A 17,321-nucleotide genomic window follows, 5' to 3' on the forward strand; every position below is an offset into this window, starting at 1 on the left:
CCAAACCGCGAGCGCGGTGGCCGGCTTGCCGCTGGCGCGCGGCGAGGTCGAGCTGCCTGTGCGCGTAGGCGAATCCGACGCGAACCCCTCGACCGAGGTGGGACAGCTCGGCGCGGCCCTAAACCAGATGCTGGACCACATCGCGGCCGCGCTCTCGGCGCGGCAGGCCAGTGAGACGCGGGTTCGCCAATTCGTCGCCGACGCCAGTCACGAGCTGCGCACGCCGCTGGCCGCGATCCGCGGCTACACCGAACTGACCCAACGGATGGGCGACGATCGCGAGGCGGTTGCGCAGGCGATGAGTCGGGTGGCCTCCGAGACCGAGCGGATGACGCGCCTTGTCGAGGACCTGTTGCTGCTGGCCCGGCTGGACTCGGGCCGCCCGCTGGAACGCGAACCGGTGGATCTGTCCCGGTTGGCGGTGGACGCGGTCAGCGACGCTCACGTCGCCGGACCCGACCATCAATGGGAACTCGACCTGCCCGAAGAACCGGTAGTCGTCAGTGGAGACGCGGCTCGGCTACACCAGGTGCTGACGAACCTGCTTGCGAACGCCCGGGTCCACACAGGGGCGGGCACCGTCGTGACGACCAGGTTGAGCACCGAGCCGTCGCACACCGTGCTGCAGGTCATCGACAATGGGCCCGGCATTCCGCCGGCGCTGCAATCCGAGGTCTTCGAACGGTTCGCCCGCGGCGACTCCTCCCGCTCTCGTAAGGGTGGCAGCACCGGACTGGGCCTGGCGATCGCCTCCGCGGTTGTCAAGGCGCACAACGGAAGTATCGCGGTGCACAGCGCGCCGGGCCGCACCGAGTTCACGGTGCGGTTGCCATCCAATGGATGGCAACCGCCCGCTGGCGAACCTTAGGTCAGGAGCAAGTCGCGTCGATTTCGAACGGCTTGTTCACCGGCTGCATCGGGTTTGCCATGTCGACGCCGGTGGCGGTGCCGGTGACCTTGTACGTGTTGCCGTCCTTGGTCGCCGAGGCGTTGCCCTGGCCACCCTGCGCGTACTGAAGCGTCACGCCGTTGACATTGCCGAGCTGGACCGCCTTCACCGCAAGCGGATTGGCGTCGGCGAGTACGACGCTGATCCCGGTCTGGTTCCCACCGACCGCAATGGAGATATTGCCGCCGGCCTTCGTGCAAATCGTGGTGCCCTGGACGTTCTGGTCCTTGCCGTCGATCGTGACCTTCGACGAGTTGTTGCCGCCGGCCGACACGGAGCCTCCCGGCACCGACGTCGAAACGCCATTTGATTTATTGCTCGAACAGCCGGAAATGCCCGCGGCAAGAATTGCCGCACCGGCCACCGCGACGGTCAGTCCACGCTTCACCTGTTCTCCTTTGCCCGAAAGTTGCGGTCCTCGGCATTGAGGGCCGTCTGGGCAGTATGCGGGTTAACTGGGCCGGGAATCCAGAACCCGAAGAAATTGTTGCTGTGTTCATTAATTGGACGACGAAACGTCGTCGGAACCGCCTTGGGGATGGCGCCTTGGTGGGAAGGTAAGACGGTGGACCACAAACTCCCCACCGCAGTCATCGAATCGGCCCATCGCGACCATGTTCTGCCCTTTCATGATGAGACGGATTTCGCCAACGCCGACCGTGGATTCATTGCCGCGCTTTCCCCGTGTGTGATCAAAGCGGCCGACGGACGGGTGGTGTGGGACAACGACGCGTACTCGTTCTTGGATGGCCCCGCCCCGGCATCGGTTCATCCCAGCCTCTGGCGACAGTCGACGCTGACCGCCAAGCAGGGTTTGTACGAAGTGGTTCCCGGCATCTATCAGGTCCGCGGTTTAGACATCTCGAACATCACCTTCGTCGAGGGCGACGACGGCATCATCGTCATCGACCCACTGATCTCCACGGAGGTCGCCGCCGCGGCGCTGGGCCTGTATCGCGCCCATCGCGGCGGCGACCGCCCGGTGGTCGCGGTGATCTACACCCACAGCCACGTCGACCACTTCGGCGGCGTGCTGGGCGTCACCTCGCAGGCCGACGTCGACAGCGGCGCGGTAGCGGTGCTCGCCCCGGAAGGGCTTACCGCGCATGCGGTTCAAGAGAACGTTTACGCCGGCCCGGCAATGCTGCGACGCGCCACCTACATGTACGGCATGCTGCTCGAGCGCGGGCCGCGCGGCCATGTGGGGTGCGGGCTCGGCCAGGCCGGATCCACCGGCGAAGTCGCACTCATCGTCCCGACCGTCGACATCCGCACCACCGGTGAGACACACATGATCGACGGGGTGGAGATCGAATTCCAGATGGCGCCTGGCACCGAGGCGCCCGCCGAAATGCATTTCTACTTCCCCGGTTTTCGCGCCCTGTGCATGGCCGAGAACGCCACCCACAACCTGCACAACCTGCTGACCCTGCGCGGCGCGGTGGTGCGTGACCCACACGCGTGGTCGGGCTACCTCACCGAGGCCATCGACTCGTTCGCCGACCGCGCAGATGTGGTATTCGCGTCCCACCATTGGCCCACGTGGGGCCGGGAGGGCATCGTGGAATTCCTTTCGCTGCAACGCGATCTGTACGCATACTTGCACGACCAGACTCTGCGGCTGCTCAACCAGGGGTATACGGGTGCCGAGATCGCCGAGATGTTCCAGCTGCCGCCGGCGCTCGAGCGGGCCTGGCACGCCCGCGGGTACTACGGGTCGGTCAGCCACAACGTGAAGGCGGTATACCAGCGTTACATGGGGTGGTTCGACGGCAACCCGGCCCGGCTGTGGCCGCACCCGCCGGAGGCCCTCGCCCCCCGCTACGTCGGCGCCATGGGCGGCATCGACCGGGTCGTCGAGCTTGCCCGCGCGGCATTCGAGTCCGGTGACTTCCGCTGGGCAGCAACGTTGCTGGATCACGCCGTGTTCACCGACAGCCAGCATGCCGCCGCGCGCGCGCTGCACGCCGACACGCTCGAGCAGCTGGCCTACGGCGCCGAGAACGCCACCTGGCGCAATTTCTTCATGAGCGGGGCGGCCGAACTGCGCGACGGCAATTTCGGCACCGCGGGGCAAGTCATCTCACCGACAATGCTTTCGCAGCTGACGCCGGAGCAGATCTTCGACGGCCTCGCCATCCGGGTCAACGGCCCGCGCAGCTGGGACCTCGACATCACCATCGACGTCACCTTGGGTGACGGGGGCGCCACCTACCGGCTCAGCCTGCGTAACGGCGTGCTCGTCTACCGGCGGGCCTCCGCCGAGCCGGCCACGGCGACCGTTACGGTCAAGGCGGACAACCAGTTCCGGCTGCTGACGGCAACCATGGGCGACCTCGCCTCGCCCGGGCTGGAAATCTCGGGCGACCAGGCGGGGCTGCAGGCCTTGCTCGGCGCGCTCGACCAGCCAGACCCGAATTTCAACATCGTCACGCCGTGAGACCCGAGAGCTGTCACGCGACGTCGATCACCACCTTGCCCAGCACCTTGCGGTCGGCCACATGCCGCAAAGCCGCGGCCGTCTCGGAGAGCGGGAATCGCGCGCCGATGTACGGCCGCACTGTGCCGTCGGCGAACATTCGCGCCAACTCCTTGAGGTCGCGCACGGCGTCGTCGGGCCGGTCGGTCATGAAGGTGCGGATCTCCATCCCCCGCACGCAGATGTCTTTGAGCAGAATGAGATTCAACGGAATCGCCGGGATGGTGCCAGCGGCGTAGCCCAGCGTGACGAACGTGCCGCCACGCGCGAGCCCGCGCAGCGCCGGCTCCGAGTATGATCCACCCACCGGGTCCAGCACCACGCGGGCGCTGTCGCCGGTGAGCTCACGGATCCGCGCTTTGAGGTCTTCCCGGTCGTAGTCCACGGTCGCCTCGGCGCCGCGCTGCCGGCACAGCTCGAGTTTTTCCGGGCTCGACGCCGCGGCCAGCACCCGGGCCCCCATCGCGACCGCCAGGTCGACCGCGGCCAGCCCCACGCCGCCCGCGGCCCCGAGCACGACCACCCAATCTCTCTGTGTGACAGCGGCCGTCGAGCGCAAAGCGTGGTAGGCGGTGCGGTAGGTGACGCCGAACGCCGCGGCCGAGGCAAAGTCGGCGTCGTCGGGCACGAGCTCGGCCTGACTCGCGTCGAGCAGCGCCTGTTCGGCGAACGCCCCGAACGTAGTTCCGGAGACCCGCTGTCCGGGAGTGAACGGTGCGCCGTCACCCGCGGCGATGACCTCGCCGGCGATCTCATTGCCCGGTATGAACGGCGGCGGGATTTTCACCTGATACTTGCCGGCGATGAACAGTACGTCGGGGAAGTTGACCGCGGCGGCGCGGACTCGCACCAGCAGTTGGCCCGGGGCCGCAACGGGATCGGGCACGTCGTCGATCACCAGGTCCTCGGGCGTGCCGTAGGAACGGCAGATCACCGCGCGCATCAAATGGCCCCCAATCCACGTAAGCAGAACCGCACCACGTGTGCGATGTCGTCGGCGTCGGGCGCCGTGGCCGAACCCACATAGCGGCGCATGGTTGCGGCGGTGCAGTTGAACACCGCCTCGACATCGCGCTCTACGTCGGTACTGCCCAGCGCCGCAACCGGTTCCACGAGCAGCGCCCGAAGCGGCCGCATCATCTCCTGATCGGCCGCGCGCCAATTGGTGGCGGCCGACATCTGGCCGGCCGCCGCGCGGGTCGTGCTGATCAGATGCGGGTCGGCCACCTGTGCCAGCGTGCCCTCGATCCACCGCACGACTTTGTCGCGCGGCTCGGATTCCTTGGCCATCTGGTGCTCGAGGTAGGACACCACGATGCCCACTCCGCGCTCCATGACGGCCAGGATCAGATCGTCCTTGCCGGCGAAATAACGGTAGAACGCCTTGTTCGACGAACCCGCCTCGGCGACGATATCGGTGACCCGGGGCGCGTCGGGAGCGACGCGTTCCATGACGCGCACCGCGGCGGCCAGGATGCGTTCCACCTCTTCGGTAGCCTCCCGCTGGCGGTCATCGAGTGCCCGCTCGACCGCGGCGGTCACTCGATCAGAGGTCAACGAGCTCACCGTATTTGGCGCGCGCGGCCGCGCGCCGAACATCGAGCATCTCGCTGGGCCAGTCACCTTCCTCGGCCTCGTAACCCTTGAGCAGCATCCGCGCCAGGTTGACCTTGTGGGCCTCGGTCGGCCCGTCGGCCAGCCCCAGCGCGATGCCACCCAGCAGGACGTTGACCAGTGGCAGCTGGTCGGTGAGTCCCAATGCGCCGTGCACCTGAATGGCGCGCAGTGCAATGGATTTCAGCACCTGCGACGCCAGGATCTTGCAGGCCGCGATCTCGGCCCGCGCGGCCCGTTCGTCGCCGTTATCGATCAGCCACGCGGCGTGCAGCACCGTCAGCCGGAACGGGATCAGCTCGGTGTAGGAGTCGGCGACGAACTCCTGCACCAGTTGTTTGTCGGCCAGCAGACTGCCCTGGGTGAAGCGGCTTTTCGCGCGGCGCGACATGATCTCGACGGCGCGTTGCGCCATCCCGATCGAGCGCATTGCGTGATGCAGGCGCCCGCCGGCCAGCCGCGTCTGCAATATCAAGAAGCCCTGGCCGGGCTCGCCGAGCAACGCGTCGGAGGGTACTCGGACGTCGTTGTACTGCACCAGCGAATGGCCCGGCTCGTGCGGGTCGGCCCCGACCAGGTGGTGATTGGCTTCCAAGACCAGTCCGTCGGTGCCGGCGGGGATCAGGAACGTCGACGCGCCGGTATGGACCGGTACGTCGGGATCGGTGATCGCGACGACAATGAAGAAGGAGGCGACGGAGGCGTTGGAGGAGAAGTACTTTCGCCCGGTGATGACCCAGTCATCGCCGTCACGGACAGCACGGGTGGTGAAGACCCGCGGATCCGCACCACCCTGGGGCTCGGTCATGGAGAAGCACGAGAAGATCTCGCCGGACAGCAGTCCCGCCAGATAGCGGTCCTTTTGTTCCTGGGTGCCGAAGCGGGCGATGATCTCGGCGTTGCCGGTGTCGGGCGCTTGCGTTCCGAACACGATCGGCGCCCACGGGCTGCGACCCAAGATCTCGTTGATCAACGTCAGCTTGACCGCACCGAATCCCTGCCCACCCAGCTCCGGCCCCAGATGCGGTGCCCACAAACCCTTGTCGCGCACCCGCTGCTTGAGCGGGTCGACGATGCGGCGCCGCTCGTCGTTCAGTGGCAGGAACTCGCAGCCTGGAAACAGCACCTCGAGCGGTTCCACCTCGTCGCGAACGAACCCGCGGATCCACTCGAGCTTCTCCTCGAACTCCGGCTCGGTAGAAAAGTCCCAGGACATTCGAACACTCCTCTCGTTGGTGGCGGCCCGCTGCGCCCGGCTCACGTCAGGGGATTCCGCCGTCGGCTCGCAGGATCGAGCCGGTGGTGAAGCTGGACGCGTCGGACGCCAGAAACAGTGCCGCGCCGACGATTTCGCCGGGGTCGCCCGCCCGCTGCAGCGAAAGATGCTTGAACGGATTCTGTTCGGCCGCATCGAGATTCCAGGCCTTGCTCACGTCGGTGAGAAACGGACCGGCCATCAGTGTGTTGACCCGCACCGCCGGGCCGAACGCCTTCGCCAACGCTTCGGTCATGGCATTGAGACCGGCCTTGGACGCGGCATAGGGGATGATGTCGGGCGTCGGCCGCAGCGATCCGGCCGTGCTGACGTTGATGATCGAGCCCCGGCCGGCCGCCACCATGCGCTCACCTATCAACGCCGACAACCGGAACGGACCCTTGAGATTGAGGTTGACCACGGCGTCGAACAGCTTCTCGGTCACGTCGGTGAGCTTGTCGTAGAGAGGCGACATGCCCGCGTTGTTGATCAGCGTGTCGACCCTGCCGAACCGTTCGTAGGTCGCGTCGACCAAACCGTCGAGCTGATCCCAGCGCCCGACGTGCACCTGATACGGCATGGCGGTACGGCCGGTCGCGGCCTCGACCTCCTTGGCGGTGGAGACGCAGTTGTCCATGTTGCGGCTTGCGATCACCACGTCCGCGCCGCAGTGCGCCGCACCGAACGCCATCTCGCGACCCAGGCCGCGGCTGCCGCCGGTGATCAGGACGACCCGGTCGGTGAGGTCGAAAAGCTGTTCGGTATAACTCATTTCAGGACCTCTTGTTAGATCGGGCGAGCTCGGCCGCGGTGGCGATCAGCTGCAGGATCATCGGACCGAACGCGTCGGTGATCTTCGGGTCGACCTTGCCGGTGCGCACGCCGGCCGCATACGTCTTTTCCAGGACGATGCCGAGCTTCCAGTTGGCCAGCACCAGGTAGTAGTCGATGTTTTCGGTGGACAGCCCGCTGACGTTTTCGTAGTGCTCCAGCAGCTCGCTGCGCGTGGGCATGCCGCGCATGTCGAGATAAAACCCGTCTTCGCGCGGCTTTTCGCCGTCGTAGCCCAGTAGGCACCACGCCAGGTCGAGCAACGGGTCACCGACCGTGGTCATCTCCCAGTCCACGATCGCGGCCAGGCGCGCGGGCTGTCCGTGCGCGAACATCACGTTGGCGAACTGATAGTCGCCGTGCATGATGCCCGCCCGGTAGTGCGCCGGACGGTTGCGGCGCAGCCAGTCGGACGCCACGTCGAGACCCGGCAGTTCGCGGACCTTGTAGGCGTCCAGAAACGCCAGCCACCGATCGACCTGCCGCTCGTGGAATCCGTCGGGGCGGCCGAAGCCTTCGAGTCCTTGCTTGCGCCAATCCACCCGGCCCAGCCTGGCCGCGCCGTCGACCAATTGGAAGGCCAGGCCGCGCCGGGCCTCGAAGTCCGTGTCGAACGGGGATTGCCACCCGCCGTCCATCGGGCTCCAGCCTTCGATGGCCTGCATGACGTAGAACGGCATCCCGAGCACGTCGCCGGTGTCGTCGGCCGCGATCAGCGCCGCGTGCGGGACGTCGGTGCCGGACAGCGCCCGAACCAGGCGGATCTCCCGCAGCAGGCCGTCGATGCGCGCGGCGTCGGCCTGGGCGCCGGGCATCCGCAACACCATCCGCTGGCCACCGCGCTCGATCAGATACAGGGTGTTCTGTGAACCGCCCTTCAGCTGGGTCAGCCGTGGCTGTTCCCCACCCCCGGGTGCGTGATTGGCATCCAGCCACCGACCGAGCACGCTCGCGTCGAGTCCCGATTCACCCACGTGAGTCACCGCCCCGCCATCGCTGCACACCAAAATCTCCGTACGGAGAATAGCATTCTCCGTACTCGCCGCGGCACCTTCGGATCAGTCCGGCTTGTGCGCGCTCAGCAGGAACCCGGGCGCCATGAAGTGGCCCTCGTCGTCGTGGTCCAGATGCGCCAGCGGATTGTCCGGCGACCCGGCTGCGTCGTCTGTGCCGTACACCTTCGCCGCGCGAACGTCGTCGACCCGCCACACCGTCGCGACGGCATCGTGCAGTTCGTTTTCGGTGAAGCCGGGCGGGCCCGGCCGGTTCGAATGGGCGTCGTCCAGTGCTCCGGCGGCGAAGGCCAGGATGTACAGCGACGCTCCCGGCGCCGCGGCGCGAAAGATGGACTGCACATAGTCCTGGCGCCGGTCGGGCGGCAGCGCATGGAACAGCCCGCTGTCCAGGATGGTCAAGAAGCGGCCGTCATAGCCACTGAAGCTGGTGACGTCGGCCTGGGCGAACCTCGCCGTGGTGAGCCCTTGCTCGGCGGCCGCGGCGGTGGCCGCTTGAATCGCCGTCGCGCTGGCATCCAGGCCGACAACGGTGTAGCCGAGCGCGGCGAGCGTCAGCGAGAGCGCGGCGTGGCCACAGCCGGAATCCAGCACCTCGCTGCGAATCTTGCCTTGATCGATGAGCAGCGCCAGCTCCGGCTGCGGCCGGCCGATACTCCACGGGGGCGGGGCGGCTTGCCGGTACGCGGCGTCCCAATCCCTCTCCGGTTCGGTCATTCGTCCTCCTCGGCACTAGAGCGCAATGAGCTGGGTACAGCGATGTCATTGTGCACGCCCTGAACGCTGGACTGCGGGCGATGAGAGACTTCGGACCGGCAAACCTTTCGACAAGACGGGAAGACATATGCAAGTGCTTCTGGTCCGGCACGCGCTGCCGCTGCGCAGCGAACACGGTCAAGGCTCCGACCCGGACCTGTCGGAGGAAGGACTCGCCCAGATCGAGCGACTCCCCAAGGCGCTAGCCAGGTTTCCCATTTCCCGCGTGGTGAGTAGTCCGCAGCGCCGGGCCATCCAGACCGCCGAACCGGTCGCGGCGGATCGCGGGCTGACCGTCGAGATCGACGACCGCTTCGCCGAATATGACCGCGACCTGCCGGTGTACATCCCTGTCGAGCAGATCCGCGCGGAGATGCCCGAAGAATGGGCGCGACTGGCGCAGGGGCATCTGCCCAGCGCTGTCGACGAGGACGCTTTTCGTGACAGGGTGCGCGCCGCGGTCGACGACCTCGTCGCCGCCGCCGACCCGGACGACACCGTCGCGGTGTTCAGCCATGGCGGGGTCATCAACGTCGCGCTGCACGAAATCCTCGGCACCGCCCGACTGCTGTCCTTTCCGGTCGACTACGCGTCGGTCACTCGGCTGTTGTTCTCTCGGTCCGGTCAAGCGACGGTCGCCGCGGTCAACACCACCGAACACGTCTGGGACCTGTTGCCGCGAAACCAAAGGATGCTCGACGACGACGCGAGCCGTGGCGCAGGGTGAGCGAAAGACCGGCAAATTGCAGGTGGTGCACCGGGTCGAGCGCAGCGATGGTAGACAAGTTCGGTGACTTCAGCTGACCAACTCGAGGGGCTCGACCTGGCCTCGCTGGACTCCTACCTGCGTTCACTCGGGATCGGGCGCGACGGCGAGTTACGCGCGGACTTCATCTCCGGTGGGCGCTCCAATCTGACGTTCCGTGTTTACGACGACAGCACCAGTTGGCTGGTGCGACGACCGCCGCTGCACGGGTTGACGCCGTCGGCGCATGACATGGCCCGCGAGTACCGCGTCGTTGCGGCGCTGCAGGACACGCCGGTTCCGGTGGCGCGCACGATCGCGCTTTGCGAGGACGATTCGGTGCTGGGCGCCCCCTTCCAGATCGTCGACTTCGTCGATGGTCAGGTGGTGCGCCGTCGCGCTCAACTCGAATCGTTCAGTCACACCGTCATCGGCGGCTGCGTCGACTCGTTGATCCGGGTGCTTGTGGACCTGCACAATGTCGACCCCAGCGCCGTCGGCTTGGCCGATTTCGGCAAGCCCAGCGGTTATCTGGAGCGTCAGGTGCGCCGATGGGGCTCGCAGTGGTCGCTGGTGCGACTGCCCGAGGATCGGCGCGATGCCGATGTAGAACGGCTGCATTCCGGTCTGGGCGAAGCCATTCCGCAGCAGAGCCGTACGTCGATCGTGCACGGCGATTACCGGATCGATAACACGATCCTGGACGCGGACGACCCGACGAAGGTGCGTGCTGTTGTCGACTGGGAGCTCTCCACGCTGGGCGACCCGCTATCCGACGCGGCCCTGATGTGCGTGTACCGCGACCCCGCCCTGGATTTGATCGTCAATGCGCAGGCCGCATGGACGTCGCCCTTGCTGCCGACGGCCGACGAACTGGCCGACCGGTATTCGTTGGTGGCGGGTATACCGCTGGCGCACTGGGAGTTCTACATGGCGTTGGCATACTTCAAGCTCGCCATCATCGCCGCGGGCATTGACTTTCGCCGGCGGATGTCGGATCAGGCCCGAGGCGCGGACTCCGACCACACACCGGAGGTGGTGGCGCCACTGATCTCACGGGGTCTGGCCGAACTCGCCAAGCTGCCCGGCTAGCGCGGGACGGCTGCGTGGCTTTTCTTCGCCGCGCGGCGAAGCTGCAAAATTCGTGCGGTCCCGGCCGCAACGGTGATCAGGCCGCCGACCACGGCGGCCAGCAGGATCGCCACACCTAACGGCAGGCTCCAGTGCCAGCCCAAGAACTTGAAGTCTGTCGGCGACGTGTTCTGGGTGATGAAGATCAGCAACAGGATCAGGATTACGAATCCGGCGACCAGGGACGACCACAGCGCTCCGGCGCGGGTGAAGCCGATGCCAGGCTCCACAGTCGGTGCGCCCGTCTTGGCCGCAGGATCGGGCTTGGGTGGTGGCTGGCCAGGCGAGGCAGGGGTTTGGCTGCTCATAGTGCCATCTTTGCCCCATCCGGAGCAGAATGAAACCGATTCACCGCAACCGGTCCTCGGGGACCGGCATCCGCGCCGTTCGGACGTTAGGGTCGGCGGTATGACGGCACTGCCGCGACGACGGGGCGCGATCATGCGGGCGGCGGCCCTGGTCATAGTGATGTCCATCGTTGCGGCGTGCAGCAATTCCGATCCATTGGGAGCGCAGGTTCGCAGCCCCAACTCCATCGTCATCGGCTCCGGCGACTTTCCGGAATCGCAGATCATCGCCGAAATCTACGCACAAGCGTTGCAGGCCAATGGTTTCGAAGTGGGAAAGCGGATGGGCATCGGCAGTCGTGAGACGTATATCCCCGCGCTCAAAGACCATTCCATTGACCTGGTGCCGGAATACATCGGCAATCTGCTGCTCTACGTCTCGCCACAGTCCGACGCCACCACATTGGATGCCGTCGAGCGGGAGCTCGACCAGCGCCTGCCCGATGGGCTGACGATTCTGACGCCCGCCCCGGCCGCCGACACCGATACGGTCACCGTGACCGGGCAAACCGCGAACTCCTGGAATCTCAAGGCGATCGCCGATTTGGCCGCCCATTCGGCCGACGTGCGGTTCGGGGCACCCTCGGCCTTCGCGACCCGGCCGGCGGGCCTGCCGGGGCTGCGGCAGAAGTATGGACTCGACATCAGGCCGGGCAACTTCATCGCCATCGACGACGGCGGTGGCGCGGTCACCGTGCGGGCGTTGGTAGAGGAAAGGGTCAACGCCGCCAATATCTTCACCACATCGCCGGCCATACCGCAGAACCATTTGATTGTCCTCGACGACCCCGAACACAATTTCGTGGCCGGAAACATTGTGCCACTTCTTAACACGCAGAAAAGGTCCGACCGACTCAAGGTCGTTCTCGACGCGGTCTCAGCGAAACTGACCACCTCCGGTGTCGCCGGGCTCAACGCCGCGGTGTCGGGGAACTCGGGCATCGATCCCGACGAGGCCGCGCGAAACTGGGTACAGGACAACGGTTTCAACCACCCGATCGGAGGGTGACTTGATCATCTTCGACAACGTCAGTAAGGCCTTCGTCGACGGCACCACCGCCGTCAACCAGCTCAGCCTGACCGTCCCCAACGGCAAACTGACCGTATTCGTCGGGTCCTCGGGCAGCGGCAAGACCACGGCGCTGCGCATGATCAACCGGATGATCGAACCCACCTCGGGCAACATCACAATCGACGGCGTCGATGTTTCCAGCCGCGACCCGGTGAAGCTGCGCCTCGGAATCGGATACGTCATCCAGCACGCCGGACTGATGCCGCACCAACGCGTAATCGACAACGTGGCAACGGTTCCCGTCTTACGGGGCCAATCACGCCGGGCCGCCCGCCAGGCGGCCTACGCGGTGCTCGAACGGGTGGGGCTGGACGCCAAACTCGCGGCCCGCTACCCCGCGCAGCTCTCCGGCGGCGAGCAACAACGGGTCGGCGTGGCGCGAGCGCTGGCCGCCGACCCGCCGATCCTATTGATGGATGAGCCGTTCTCCGCCGTCGATCCGGTGGTTCGCCACGACCTGCAGAACGAAATACTGCGCCTGCAGGGCGAAATGCACAAGACGATCGTCTTCGTCACCCACGACATCGATGAGGCGCTGCGGCTCGGCGAACGGGTGGCGGTGTTCAAGGGCGGTTCGTTGCAACAGTACGACGAGCCTGGCCGGCTGCTGTCGCGGCCGGCCAATGATTTCGTGTCCCGGTTCATCGGCCTGGGCCGCGGCTATCGATGGTTGCAACTCCTCGACGCGGCCGGTCTGCCGTTGCACGACGTCGAACGAATCACGGCCGACGAGCTCTCCGAGACAAAGCTTTCCGACCGTTGGGCGATCGTCGTCGACGATGCCGGCGCGCCCCTCGGCTGGATCGACGACGAGGGGCTGCGCCGCCACCGCGACGATGTGTCGTTGTCCGAAACCATGAGCGGGCTCGGATCGCTGTTTCGGCCGCAGGGCAATCTGAGCCAGGCGCTGGATTCGGCGCTGTCGTCGCCGTCGGGTATCGGCGTCGCCGTCGACGACGCCGGCAGGGTGATCGGCGGTGTGCTGGCCGCCGACGTGTTGGCCGCGGTCCAGACCCAGCGGCTGGGTGCGGCGCAAGATCAAGGGACTTAGCCGATGCACTATCTGCTGACCCATCTTGACGACGCCTGGGCGCTGACCACGGTCCATCTGTGGCTGGCGTTGGTGCCGGTGCTGTTCGGGTTGGCGATCGCGCTGCCGCTGGGCATGCTGGTGCAGCGCACGCGAATCGCCCGTCGGCTGACCACGGCGGCCGCCAGCGTCGTGTTCACCATTCCATCGCTGGCCCTGTTCGTGGTGTTGCCGATGCTGATCGGGACCCGCATCCTCGACGAGGCCAACGTCATGGTGGCGTTGACCGCCTACACCGCCGCCCTGCTGGTGCGCGCGGTGCTCGAGGCGCTGGACGCGGTGCCCGCCCAAGTGCGCGACGCCGCCACCGCGGTCGGCTATCCGCCGATCACGCGAATACTGAAAGTCGAACTGCCGCTTTCGATTCCGGTACTCGTCGCCGGTTTGCGGGTGGTGGTGGTCACCAATATCGCGATGGTTTCGGTCGGTTCGGTGATCGGCATCGGCGGCCTGGGCAGCTGGTTCACCCAGGGGTACCAGACCAACAAGAGCGATCAAATCCTGGCCGGCATCATCGTGCTGTTCCTGTTGGCGGTGGTCATCGACGTGCTGATCGTGGTGGCCGGCCGGCTGGCCACACCGTGGGCGCACGATACCCGCGGCACCGGCCGCCGCTCGGTCGTGGCGCCCGTGGTGGGGGGTGCGCGGTGAACTTCGTCGAGCGGGCGATCTCCTACGTGCTGACCGCCGACAACTGGACCGGCCCGGTGGGGCTCGCGGCCCGCATCCTGGAGCATCTCGAGTACACCGCCCTAGCGGTGGCGGCCTCGGCGCTCATCGCGATTCCGGTCGGATTGATCATCGGCCACACCGGCCGCGGCACCTTGCTGGTGGTCGGCGCCGTCAATGGCTTGCGCTCCCTGCCGACGCTGGGCGTGCTGCTGTTCGGGACGCTGCTGTTCGGGTTGGGGCTGGGTCCGTCGTTGGTGGCGCTGATGCTGCTGGGTGTGCCGGCATTGTTGGCCGGCTCCTATGCCGGGATCGCCAATGTGGAGCCGACGGTCGTCGACGCCGCGCGGGCGATGGGTATGACCGAGGCCCAAGTGCTGATGCGCGTCGAAGTGCCGAATGCGTTGCCGTTGATCCTCGGTGGGCTACGCAACGCGACCCTGCAGGTGGTCGCCACCGCGACGGTAGCCGCCTACGCCAGCCTCGGTGGTCTGGGCAGATACCTGATCGACGGGATCAAAGAACGTGAGTTTCATCTCGCCCTTGTCGGGGCGCTGATGGTGGCCGCGTTGGCGCTGGTGCTCGACGGACTGCTGGCGCTGGCGGTGTGGATTTCGGCGCCGGGCACCGGGCGGTTGCGGCGAACATACCGGGCACTTCCCCAGCGGCTGGCGCGCACGTCTTACGGTAGATGAGTGAACGCAGCCTCCTCTGATCCGTCTCGCCGCGTGTGGCAGGCGATGCTCACCTGGCGCGCACAGGATGCTCCCCGGATGGAATCCGTACGACTTCAGGTGTCCGGCAAGAGAATCAAGGCCAATGGCCGCATCATTGCCGCCGCCACCGATACCCACCCGGCGTTCGGCGCCTATTACGACCTGCTGACCGATGAGACCGGCGCCACCAAGCGGCTCGGCATGACCGTGACCCTGGCCGAGCGTGAGCGCGTCTTTTCCTTCGCCCGCGACGAAGAGAACATGTGGCTGGTCACCGACCATCAGGGCGAGCATCGCGCGGCATACAACGGTGCGCTCGACGTCGACGTGGAGTTCAGCCCGTTCTTCAATGCGCTGCCCATCCGGCGGCTCGGGTTATATCGGCGAGCCGCCTCGGTCACGCTGCCCGTGGTCTACGTGAACCTGCCGGACATGTCCATCACGGCGGATACCGTGAGCTACAGCAGCACCGGTGGTCTGGGCGAGATCAAGTTGCGTTCGCCGATCTCCGACACCACGGTGAGCGTCGACGACGAAGGCTTCATCGTCGACTATCCAGGCTTGGCAGAGCGGATCTGATAACCCCGCCGGCCCGGCCCGCGGCGGCCAGTTCCTGACGCCAATTCTCCGCCCCGACGATGACGTGGAAGATGTCGGAGCGCGGGAAGTTGTCGTAACGCGTTCGCGCGGCATGGCCGGCCACGATGATGTCGGCGACCGAGTTATGGGACGCGAGCGATGTGCGGGCGCGCTTCAGCAGTTCGATCGCGCGGTCGGCCGCGGGCACCAGCTGGTCGGAGTTGCCTTCACACATCGCCCGGACCAGATCCGGGGCGGTGGCCGCCACCCGAGTCCCGTCGCGGAATGACCCGGCGGCCAATGCGAATGCCAGCGGGACGTCTCCCGCCACGACGGCCAGCGTCTCGGCGAGCAGATGGGGCAGATGCGAGATAGCCGCCGCGGCGGCGTCGTGTTCGTCGGACCTGGCCGGTACGACCACCGCGCCGCAGTCCAGCGCCAACGTCATCACCGTCGACCAGACCGAGGGATCGACATGATCGTCGACGCTGACCACCCACGGGGCGCCGGTGAACAATCCGGCGTAGCCGGCGGTCCATCCCGAATGCGCCGTGCCCGCCATCGGGTGGCCCCCGACGAACCGTTCCAGCAGGCCGGCCGCGACGACTTGATCGAGCACCGCTTGCTTGACGCTGGTGACGTCGGTCAATGCACACGCCGGGGCCGTCTCTTTGATGTGGGCAAGCATGCCCGCCATCGCCGGCATCGGCACGGCCAGCACGATCAACGCCCCGGAGTCGGCGGCGCGAGTCAGGGTCGCGATCAGATCGGTGTCGGCGTCGAAGCCGTCGGCTGTCGCGGCCTGCGCGCCCTCCACCGAACGGTTGTAGCCGAACACCTCGCGGCCGGCCGCCGTTGCGGCCCGCATTATCGAGCCACCGATCAGCCCCAGCCCGAGCACACACACCGGTGTCTTAGAAGGAGTGCTCGCCACATTCCAAGGTTGGCACATCCGGCTGGGAACGGCGCCGTCAGATCTCGCGGCTACCAGGCGCCATCTGGTCAGGGGCCTGGTCAGGGACTACCGTAAGCGGCCATGGGAGCACAACGGGCCTCCGCCCAGCGCGTGTCCGCCGACACTCCGGACGGTTTCGGTGTCGCGGTGGTGCGTGAAGAGGGGCAGTGGCGCTGCGCTCCGATGGCTCGTAAGTCGCTGTTGAGCCTGTCGGCCGCGGAGACGGAGCTGCGTGAATTGCGTAGTTCCGGGGCGGTCTTCGGCCTACTCGACGTGGACGACGAATTCTTTGTCATCGTGCGGCCGGCGCCGTCGGGGACGCGGTTGTTGCTTTCCGATGCCACCGCAGCGCTGGACTATGACATCGCCGCGGAAGTGCTCGACAAGTTGGACGCCGACATCGATCCGGAGGATCTCGAGGACTCGGATCCTTTCGAAGAGGGCGACTTAGGGTTGCTGTCCGACGTCGGGCTGCCCGAGGCGGTGCTGGGGGTCATCCTCGACGAGACCGATCTGTACGCCGACGAGCAGTTGGGCCGGATTGCCCGCGAGATGGGCTTCGCCGATCAGTTGTCGGCGGTGATCGACCGCCTCGGTCGGTGATCGCAAGCGCGGCGGGTCGCCACCGCTGATGGAGCCGGGCGCGGCGGGTCGCCGCCATCAGGACCGGTCGGTGGTTAGTGACGAGGACCTGATTCGCTCCGCACTATCGATTGCCGCGACGGCGGGTCCGCGTGACGTGCCCATCGGGGCGGTGGTTGAGCCGCCGATCGCGGACCACGTCCCACAACGACCCGACCGCTCCGGTCTTGGGCTCCCAGGCGCCGAACACCAGCCGGGCGACGCGCGAGAGCACCAGCGCGCCCGCGCACATGGTGCAGGGTTCGACGGTGACCGCCAGCGTGGTGCCTTCCAGCCGCCACCCGTCCCCGAGCACCTTGGCCGCCGCGCGCAACGCCAGGATCTCGGCGTGCGCCGTCGGGTCCCCCCACGCCTCGCGGGCATTGACCGCGCGGGCCAGTTCGGTTCCGTCGGCGCCGATCACCACCGCCCCGATGGGCACGTCACGCGGACCCGCCGTCGCGGCAATCGATAGTGCGGAGCGAATCAGGTCCTACCA

At 66.8% G+C, this 17,321-nt stretch carries 19 protein-coding genes and 1 pseudogene; 10 read left to right on the forward strand and 10 right to left on the reverse strand.

Going from position 1 to position 17,321, the window contains the following annotated elements:
- On the forward strand, positions 1–868 hold an 868-nt coding region (locus A5652_RS13560), incomplete at its 5' end, for a cell wall metabolism sensor histidine kinase WalK (protein WP_197513951.1).
- A 1-nt stretch (position 869) separates the two neighbouring features.
- Here A5652_RS13560 and A5652_RS13565 read toward each other — a convergent pair.
- Positions 870–1,337, reverse strand: coding sequence for a lipoprotein LpqH (locus A5652_RS13565; protein WP_067351807.1), 468 nt, complete (start codon positions 1,335–1,337; stop codon positions 870–872).
- Positions 1,338–1,487: 150 nt separating this feature from the next.
- Between A5652_RS13565 and A5652_RS13570 the strand changes: the two genes are divergently transcribed.
- A complete protein-coding gene (locus A5652_RS13570) occupies positions 1,488–3,389 on the forward strand; it encodes an alkyl/aryl-sulfatase (RefSeq protein WP_067351810.1) in 1,902 nt (633 codons plus the stop codon).
- A gap of 13 nt (positions 3,390–3,402) precedes the next feature.
- On the opposite strand, the gene A5652_RS13575 is transcribed toward A5652_RS13570, so the two are convergent.
- The 6 genes from A5652_RS13575 to A5652_RS13600 form a co-directional block, all read right to left on the reverse strand.
- A complete protein-coding gene (locus A5652_RS13575; protein ID WP_067351814.1) occupies positions 3,403–4,371 on the reverse strand; it encodes an NADPH:quinone oxidoreductase family protein in 969 nt (322 codons plus the stop codon).
- Positions 4,371–4,994: a TetR/AcrR family transcriptional regulator gene (locus A5652_RS13580; RefSeq protein WP_067351817.1), complete on the reverse strand. Its 624-nt coding sequence runs from the start codon at positions 4,992–4,994 to the stop codon at positions 4,371–4,373. The genes A5652_RS13575 and A5652_RS13580 overlap by 1 nt, the downstream gene beginning before the upstream one ends.
- Complete coding sequence (locus A5652_RS13585; protein ID WP_067351868.1) at positions 4,975–6,258, reverse strand: acyl-CoA dehydrogenase family protein; 1,284 nt, start codon at positions 6,256–6,258, stop codon at positions 4,975–4,977. The genes A5652_RS13580 and A5652_RS13585 overlap by 20 nt, the downstream gene beginning before the upstream one ends.
- A gap of 46 nt (positions 6,259–6,304) precedes the next feature.
- The gene (locus A5652_RS13590; RefSeq protein ID WP_067351821.1) at positions 6,305–7,069 is read right to left on the reverse strand and encodes an SDR family NAD(P)-dependent oxidoreductase; all 765 of its coding nucleotides are present in this window, start codon (positions 7,067–7,069) and stop codon (positions 6,305–6,307) included.
- Position 7,070: 1 nt separating this feature from the next.
- The gene (locus A5652_RS13595; protein WP_067351824.1) at positions 7,071–8,111 is read right to left on the reverse strand and encodes a phosphotransferase family protein; all 1,041 of its coding nucleotides are present in this window, start codon (positions 8,109–8,111) and stop codon (positions 7,071–7,073) included.
- 75 nt (positions 8,112–8,186) lie between these two features.
- Positions 8,187–8,858, reverse strand: coding sequence for a class I SAM-dependent methyltransferase (locus A5652_RS13600; RefSeq protein WP_067351827.1), 672 nt, complete (start codon positions 8,856–8,858; stop codon positions 8,187–8,189).
- 127 nt (positions 8,859–8,985) lie between these two features.
- Between A5652_RS13600 and A5652_RS13605 the strand changes: the two genes are divergently transcribed.
- Positions 8,986–9,624, forward strand: a complete 639-nt coding sequence (locus A5652_RS13605; RefSeq protein ID WP_067351831.1) for a histidine phosphatase family protein — start codon at positions 8,986–8,988, stop codon at positions 9,622–9,624.
- A gap of 63 nt (positions 9,625–9,687) precedes the next feature.
- The gene (locus tag A5652_RS13610; protein WP_067351834.1) at positions 9,688–10,734 is read left to right on the forward strand and encodes a phosphotransferase family protein; all 1,047 of its coding nucleotides are present in this window, start codon (positions 9,688–9,690) and stop codon (positions 10,732–10,734) included.
- On the opposite strand, the gene A5652_RS13615 is transcribed toward A5652_RS13610, so the two are convergent.
- Positions 10,731–11,081, reverse strand: coding sequence for a lipopolysaccharide assembly LapA domain-containing protein (locus A5652_RS13615; protein WP_067351837.1), 351 nt, complete (start codon positions 11,079–11,081; stop codon positions 10,731–10,733). The two genes, A5652_RS13610 and A5652_RS13615, sit on opposite strands and share 4 nt — an antisense overlap.
- Positions 11,082–11,181: 100 nt before the next feature.
- Here A5652_RS13615 and A5652_RS13620 point away from each other — a divergent pair, with 100 nt between their 5' ends.
- From A5652_RS13620 to A5652_RS13640, 5 genes are read left to right on the forward strand one after another with little or no spacing between them, the layout of a single operon-like run.
- Entirely contained in the window at positions 11,182–12,129 is a 948-nt protein-coding gene (locus A5652_RS13620) for an ABC transporter substrate-binding protein (protein WP_067351841.1), read from the forward strand.
- Position 12,130: 1 nt separating this feature from the next.
- Positions 12,131–13,243, forward strand: a complete 1,113-nt coding sequence (locus A5652_RS13625; protein WP_067351844.1) for an ABC transporter ATP-binding protein — start codon at positions 12,131–12,133, stop codon at positions 13,241–13,243.
- Positions 13,244–13,246: 3 nt separating this feature from the next.
- The gene (locus A5652_RS13630) at positions 13,247–13,933 is read left to right on the forward strand and encodes an ABC transporter permease (protein ID WP_067351848.1); all 687 of its coding nucleotides are present in this window, start codon (positions 13,247–13,249) and stop codon (positions 13,931–13,933) included.
- A complete protein-coding gene (locus tag A5652_RS13635; RefSeq protein WP_067351851.1) occupies positions 13,930–14,646 on the forward strand; it encodes an ABC transporter permease in 717 nt (238 codons plus the stop codon). Before A5652_RS13630 ends, A5652_RS13635 begins: the two co-directional genes overlap by 4 nt.
- Positions 14,647–15,246: a putative glycolipid-binding domain-containing protein gene (locus A5652_RS13640; RefSeq protein ID WP_067351854.1), complete on the forward strand. Its 600-nt coding sequence runs from the start codon at positions 14,647–14,649 to the stop codon at positions 15,244–15,246.
- On the opposite strand, the gene A5652_RS13645 is transcribed toward A5652_RS13640, so the two are convergent.
- On the reverse strand, positions 15,209–16,153 hold the full coding sequence (locus tag A5652_RS13645) for a prephenate dehydrogenase (protein WP_232001188.1): 945 nt from the start codon (positions 16,151–16,153) through the stop codon (positions 15,209–15,211). The genes A5652_RS13640 and A5652_RS13645 overlap by 38 nt on opposite strands.
- A gap of 129 nt (positions 16,154–16,282) precedes the next feature.
- On the opposite strand from A5652_RS13645, the gene A5652_RS13650 reads away from it, so the two are divergent.
- Complete coding sequence (locus A5652_RS13650) at positions 16,283–16,804, forward strand: tRNA adenosine deaminase-associated protein (protein WP_067351861.1); 522 nt, start codon at positions 16,283–16,285, stop codon at positions 16,802–16,804.
- 142 nt (positions 16,805–16,946) lie between these two features.
- Here A5652_RS13650 and A5652_RS13655 read toward each other — a convergent pair.
- Positions 16,947–17,312, reverse strand: a pseudogene (locus A5652_RS13655) (nucleoside deaminase); the annotation flags it as partial.
- Positions 17,313–17,321 lie beyond the last annotated feature (9 nt).

Source organism: Mycobacterium sp. 1165178.9 (genome assembly GCF_001673555.1).
GTDB lineage: Bacteria > Actinomycetota > Actinomycetes > Mycobacteriales > Mycobacteriaceae > Mycobacterium.

Excerpts from the sequence above, each read along its gene's own strand:
- A5652_RS13620 (WP_067351841.1), top strand. The coding sequence starts at position 11,182 with ATGACGGCACTGCCGCGACGACGGGGCGCGATCATGCGGGCGGCGGCC.
- A5652_RS13590 (WP_067351821.1), bottom strand. The coding sequence starts at position 7,069 with ATGAGTTATACCGAACAGCTTTTCGACCTCACCGACCGGGTCGTCCTG.
- A5652_RS13605 (WP_067351831.1), top strand. The coding sequence starts at position 8,986 with ATGCAAGTGCTTCTGGTCCGGCACGCGCTGCCGCTGCGCAGCGAACAC.
- A5652_RS13575 (WP_067351814.1), bottom strand. The coding sequence starts at position 4,371 with ATGCGCGCGGTGATCTGCCGTTCCTACGGCACGCCCGAGGACCTGGTG.
- A5652_RS13585 (WP_067351868.1), bottom strand. The coding sequence starts at position 6,258 with ATGTCCTGGGACTTTTCTACCGAGCCGGAGTTCGAGGAGAAGCTCGAG.
- A5652_RS13650 (WP_067351861.1), top strand. The coding sequence starts at position 16,283 with ATGGGAGCACAACGGGCCTCCGCCCAGCGCGTGTCCGCCGACACTCCG.
- A5652_RS13615 (WP_067351837.1), bottom strand. The coding sequence starts at position 11,081 with ATGAGCAGCCAAACCCCTGCCTCGCCTGGCCAGCCACCACCCAAGCCC.
- A5652_RS13600 (WP_067351827.1), bottom strand. The coding sequence starts at position 8,858 with ATGACCGAACCGGAGAGGGATTGGGACGCCGCGTACCGGCAAGCCGCC.
- A5652_RS13630 (WP_067351848.1), top strand. The coding sequence starts at position 13,247 with ATGCACTATCTGCTGACCCATCTTGACGACGCCTGGGCGCTGACCACG.
- A5652_RS13570 (WP_067351810.1), top strand. The coding sequence starts at position 1,488 with ATGGCGCCTTGGTGGGAAGGTAAGACGGTGGACCACAAACTCCCCACC.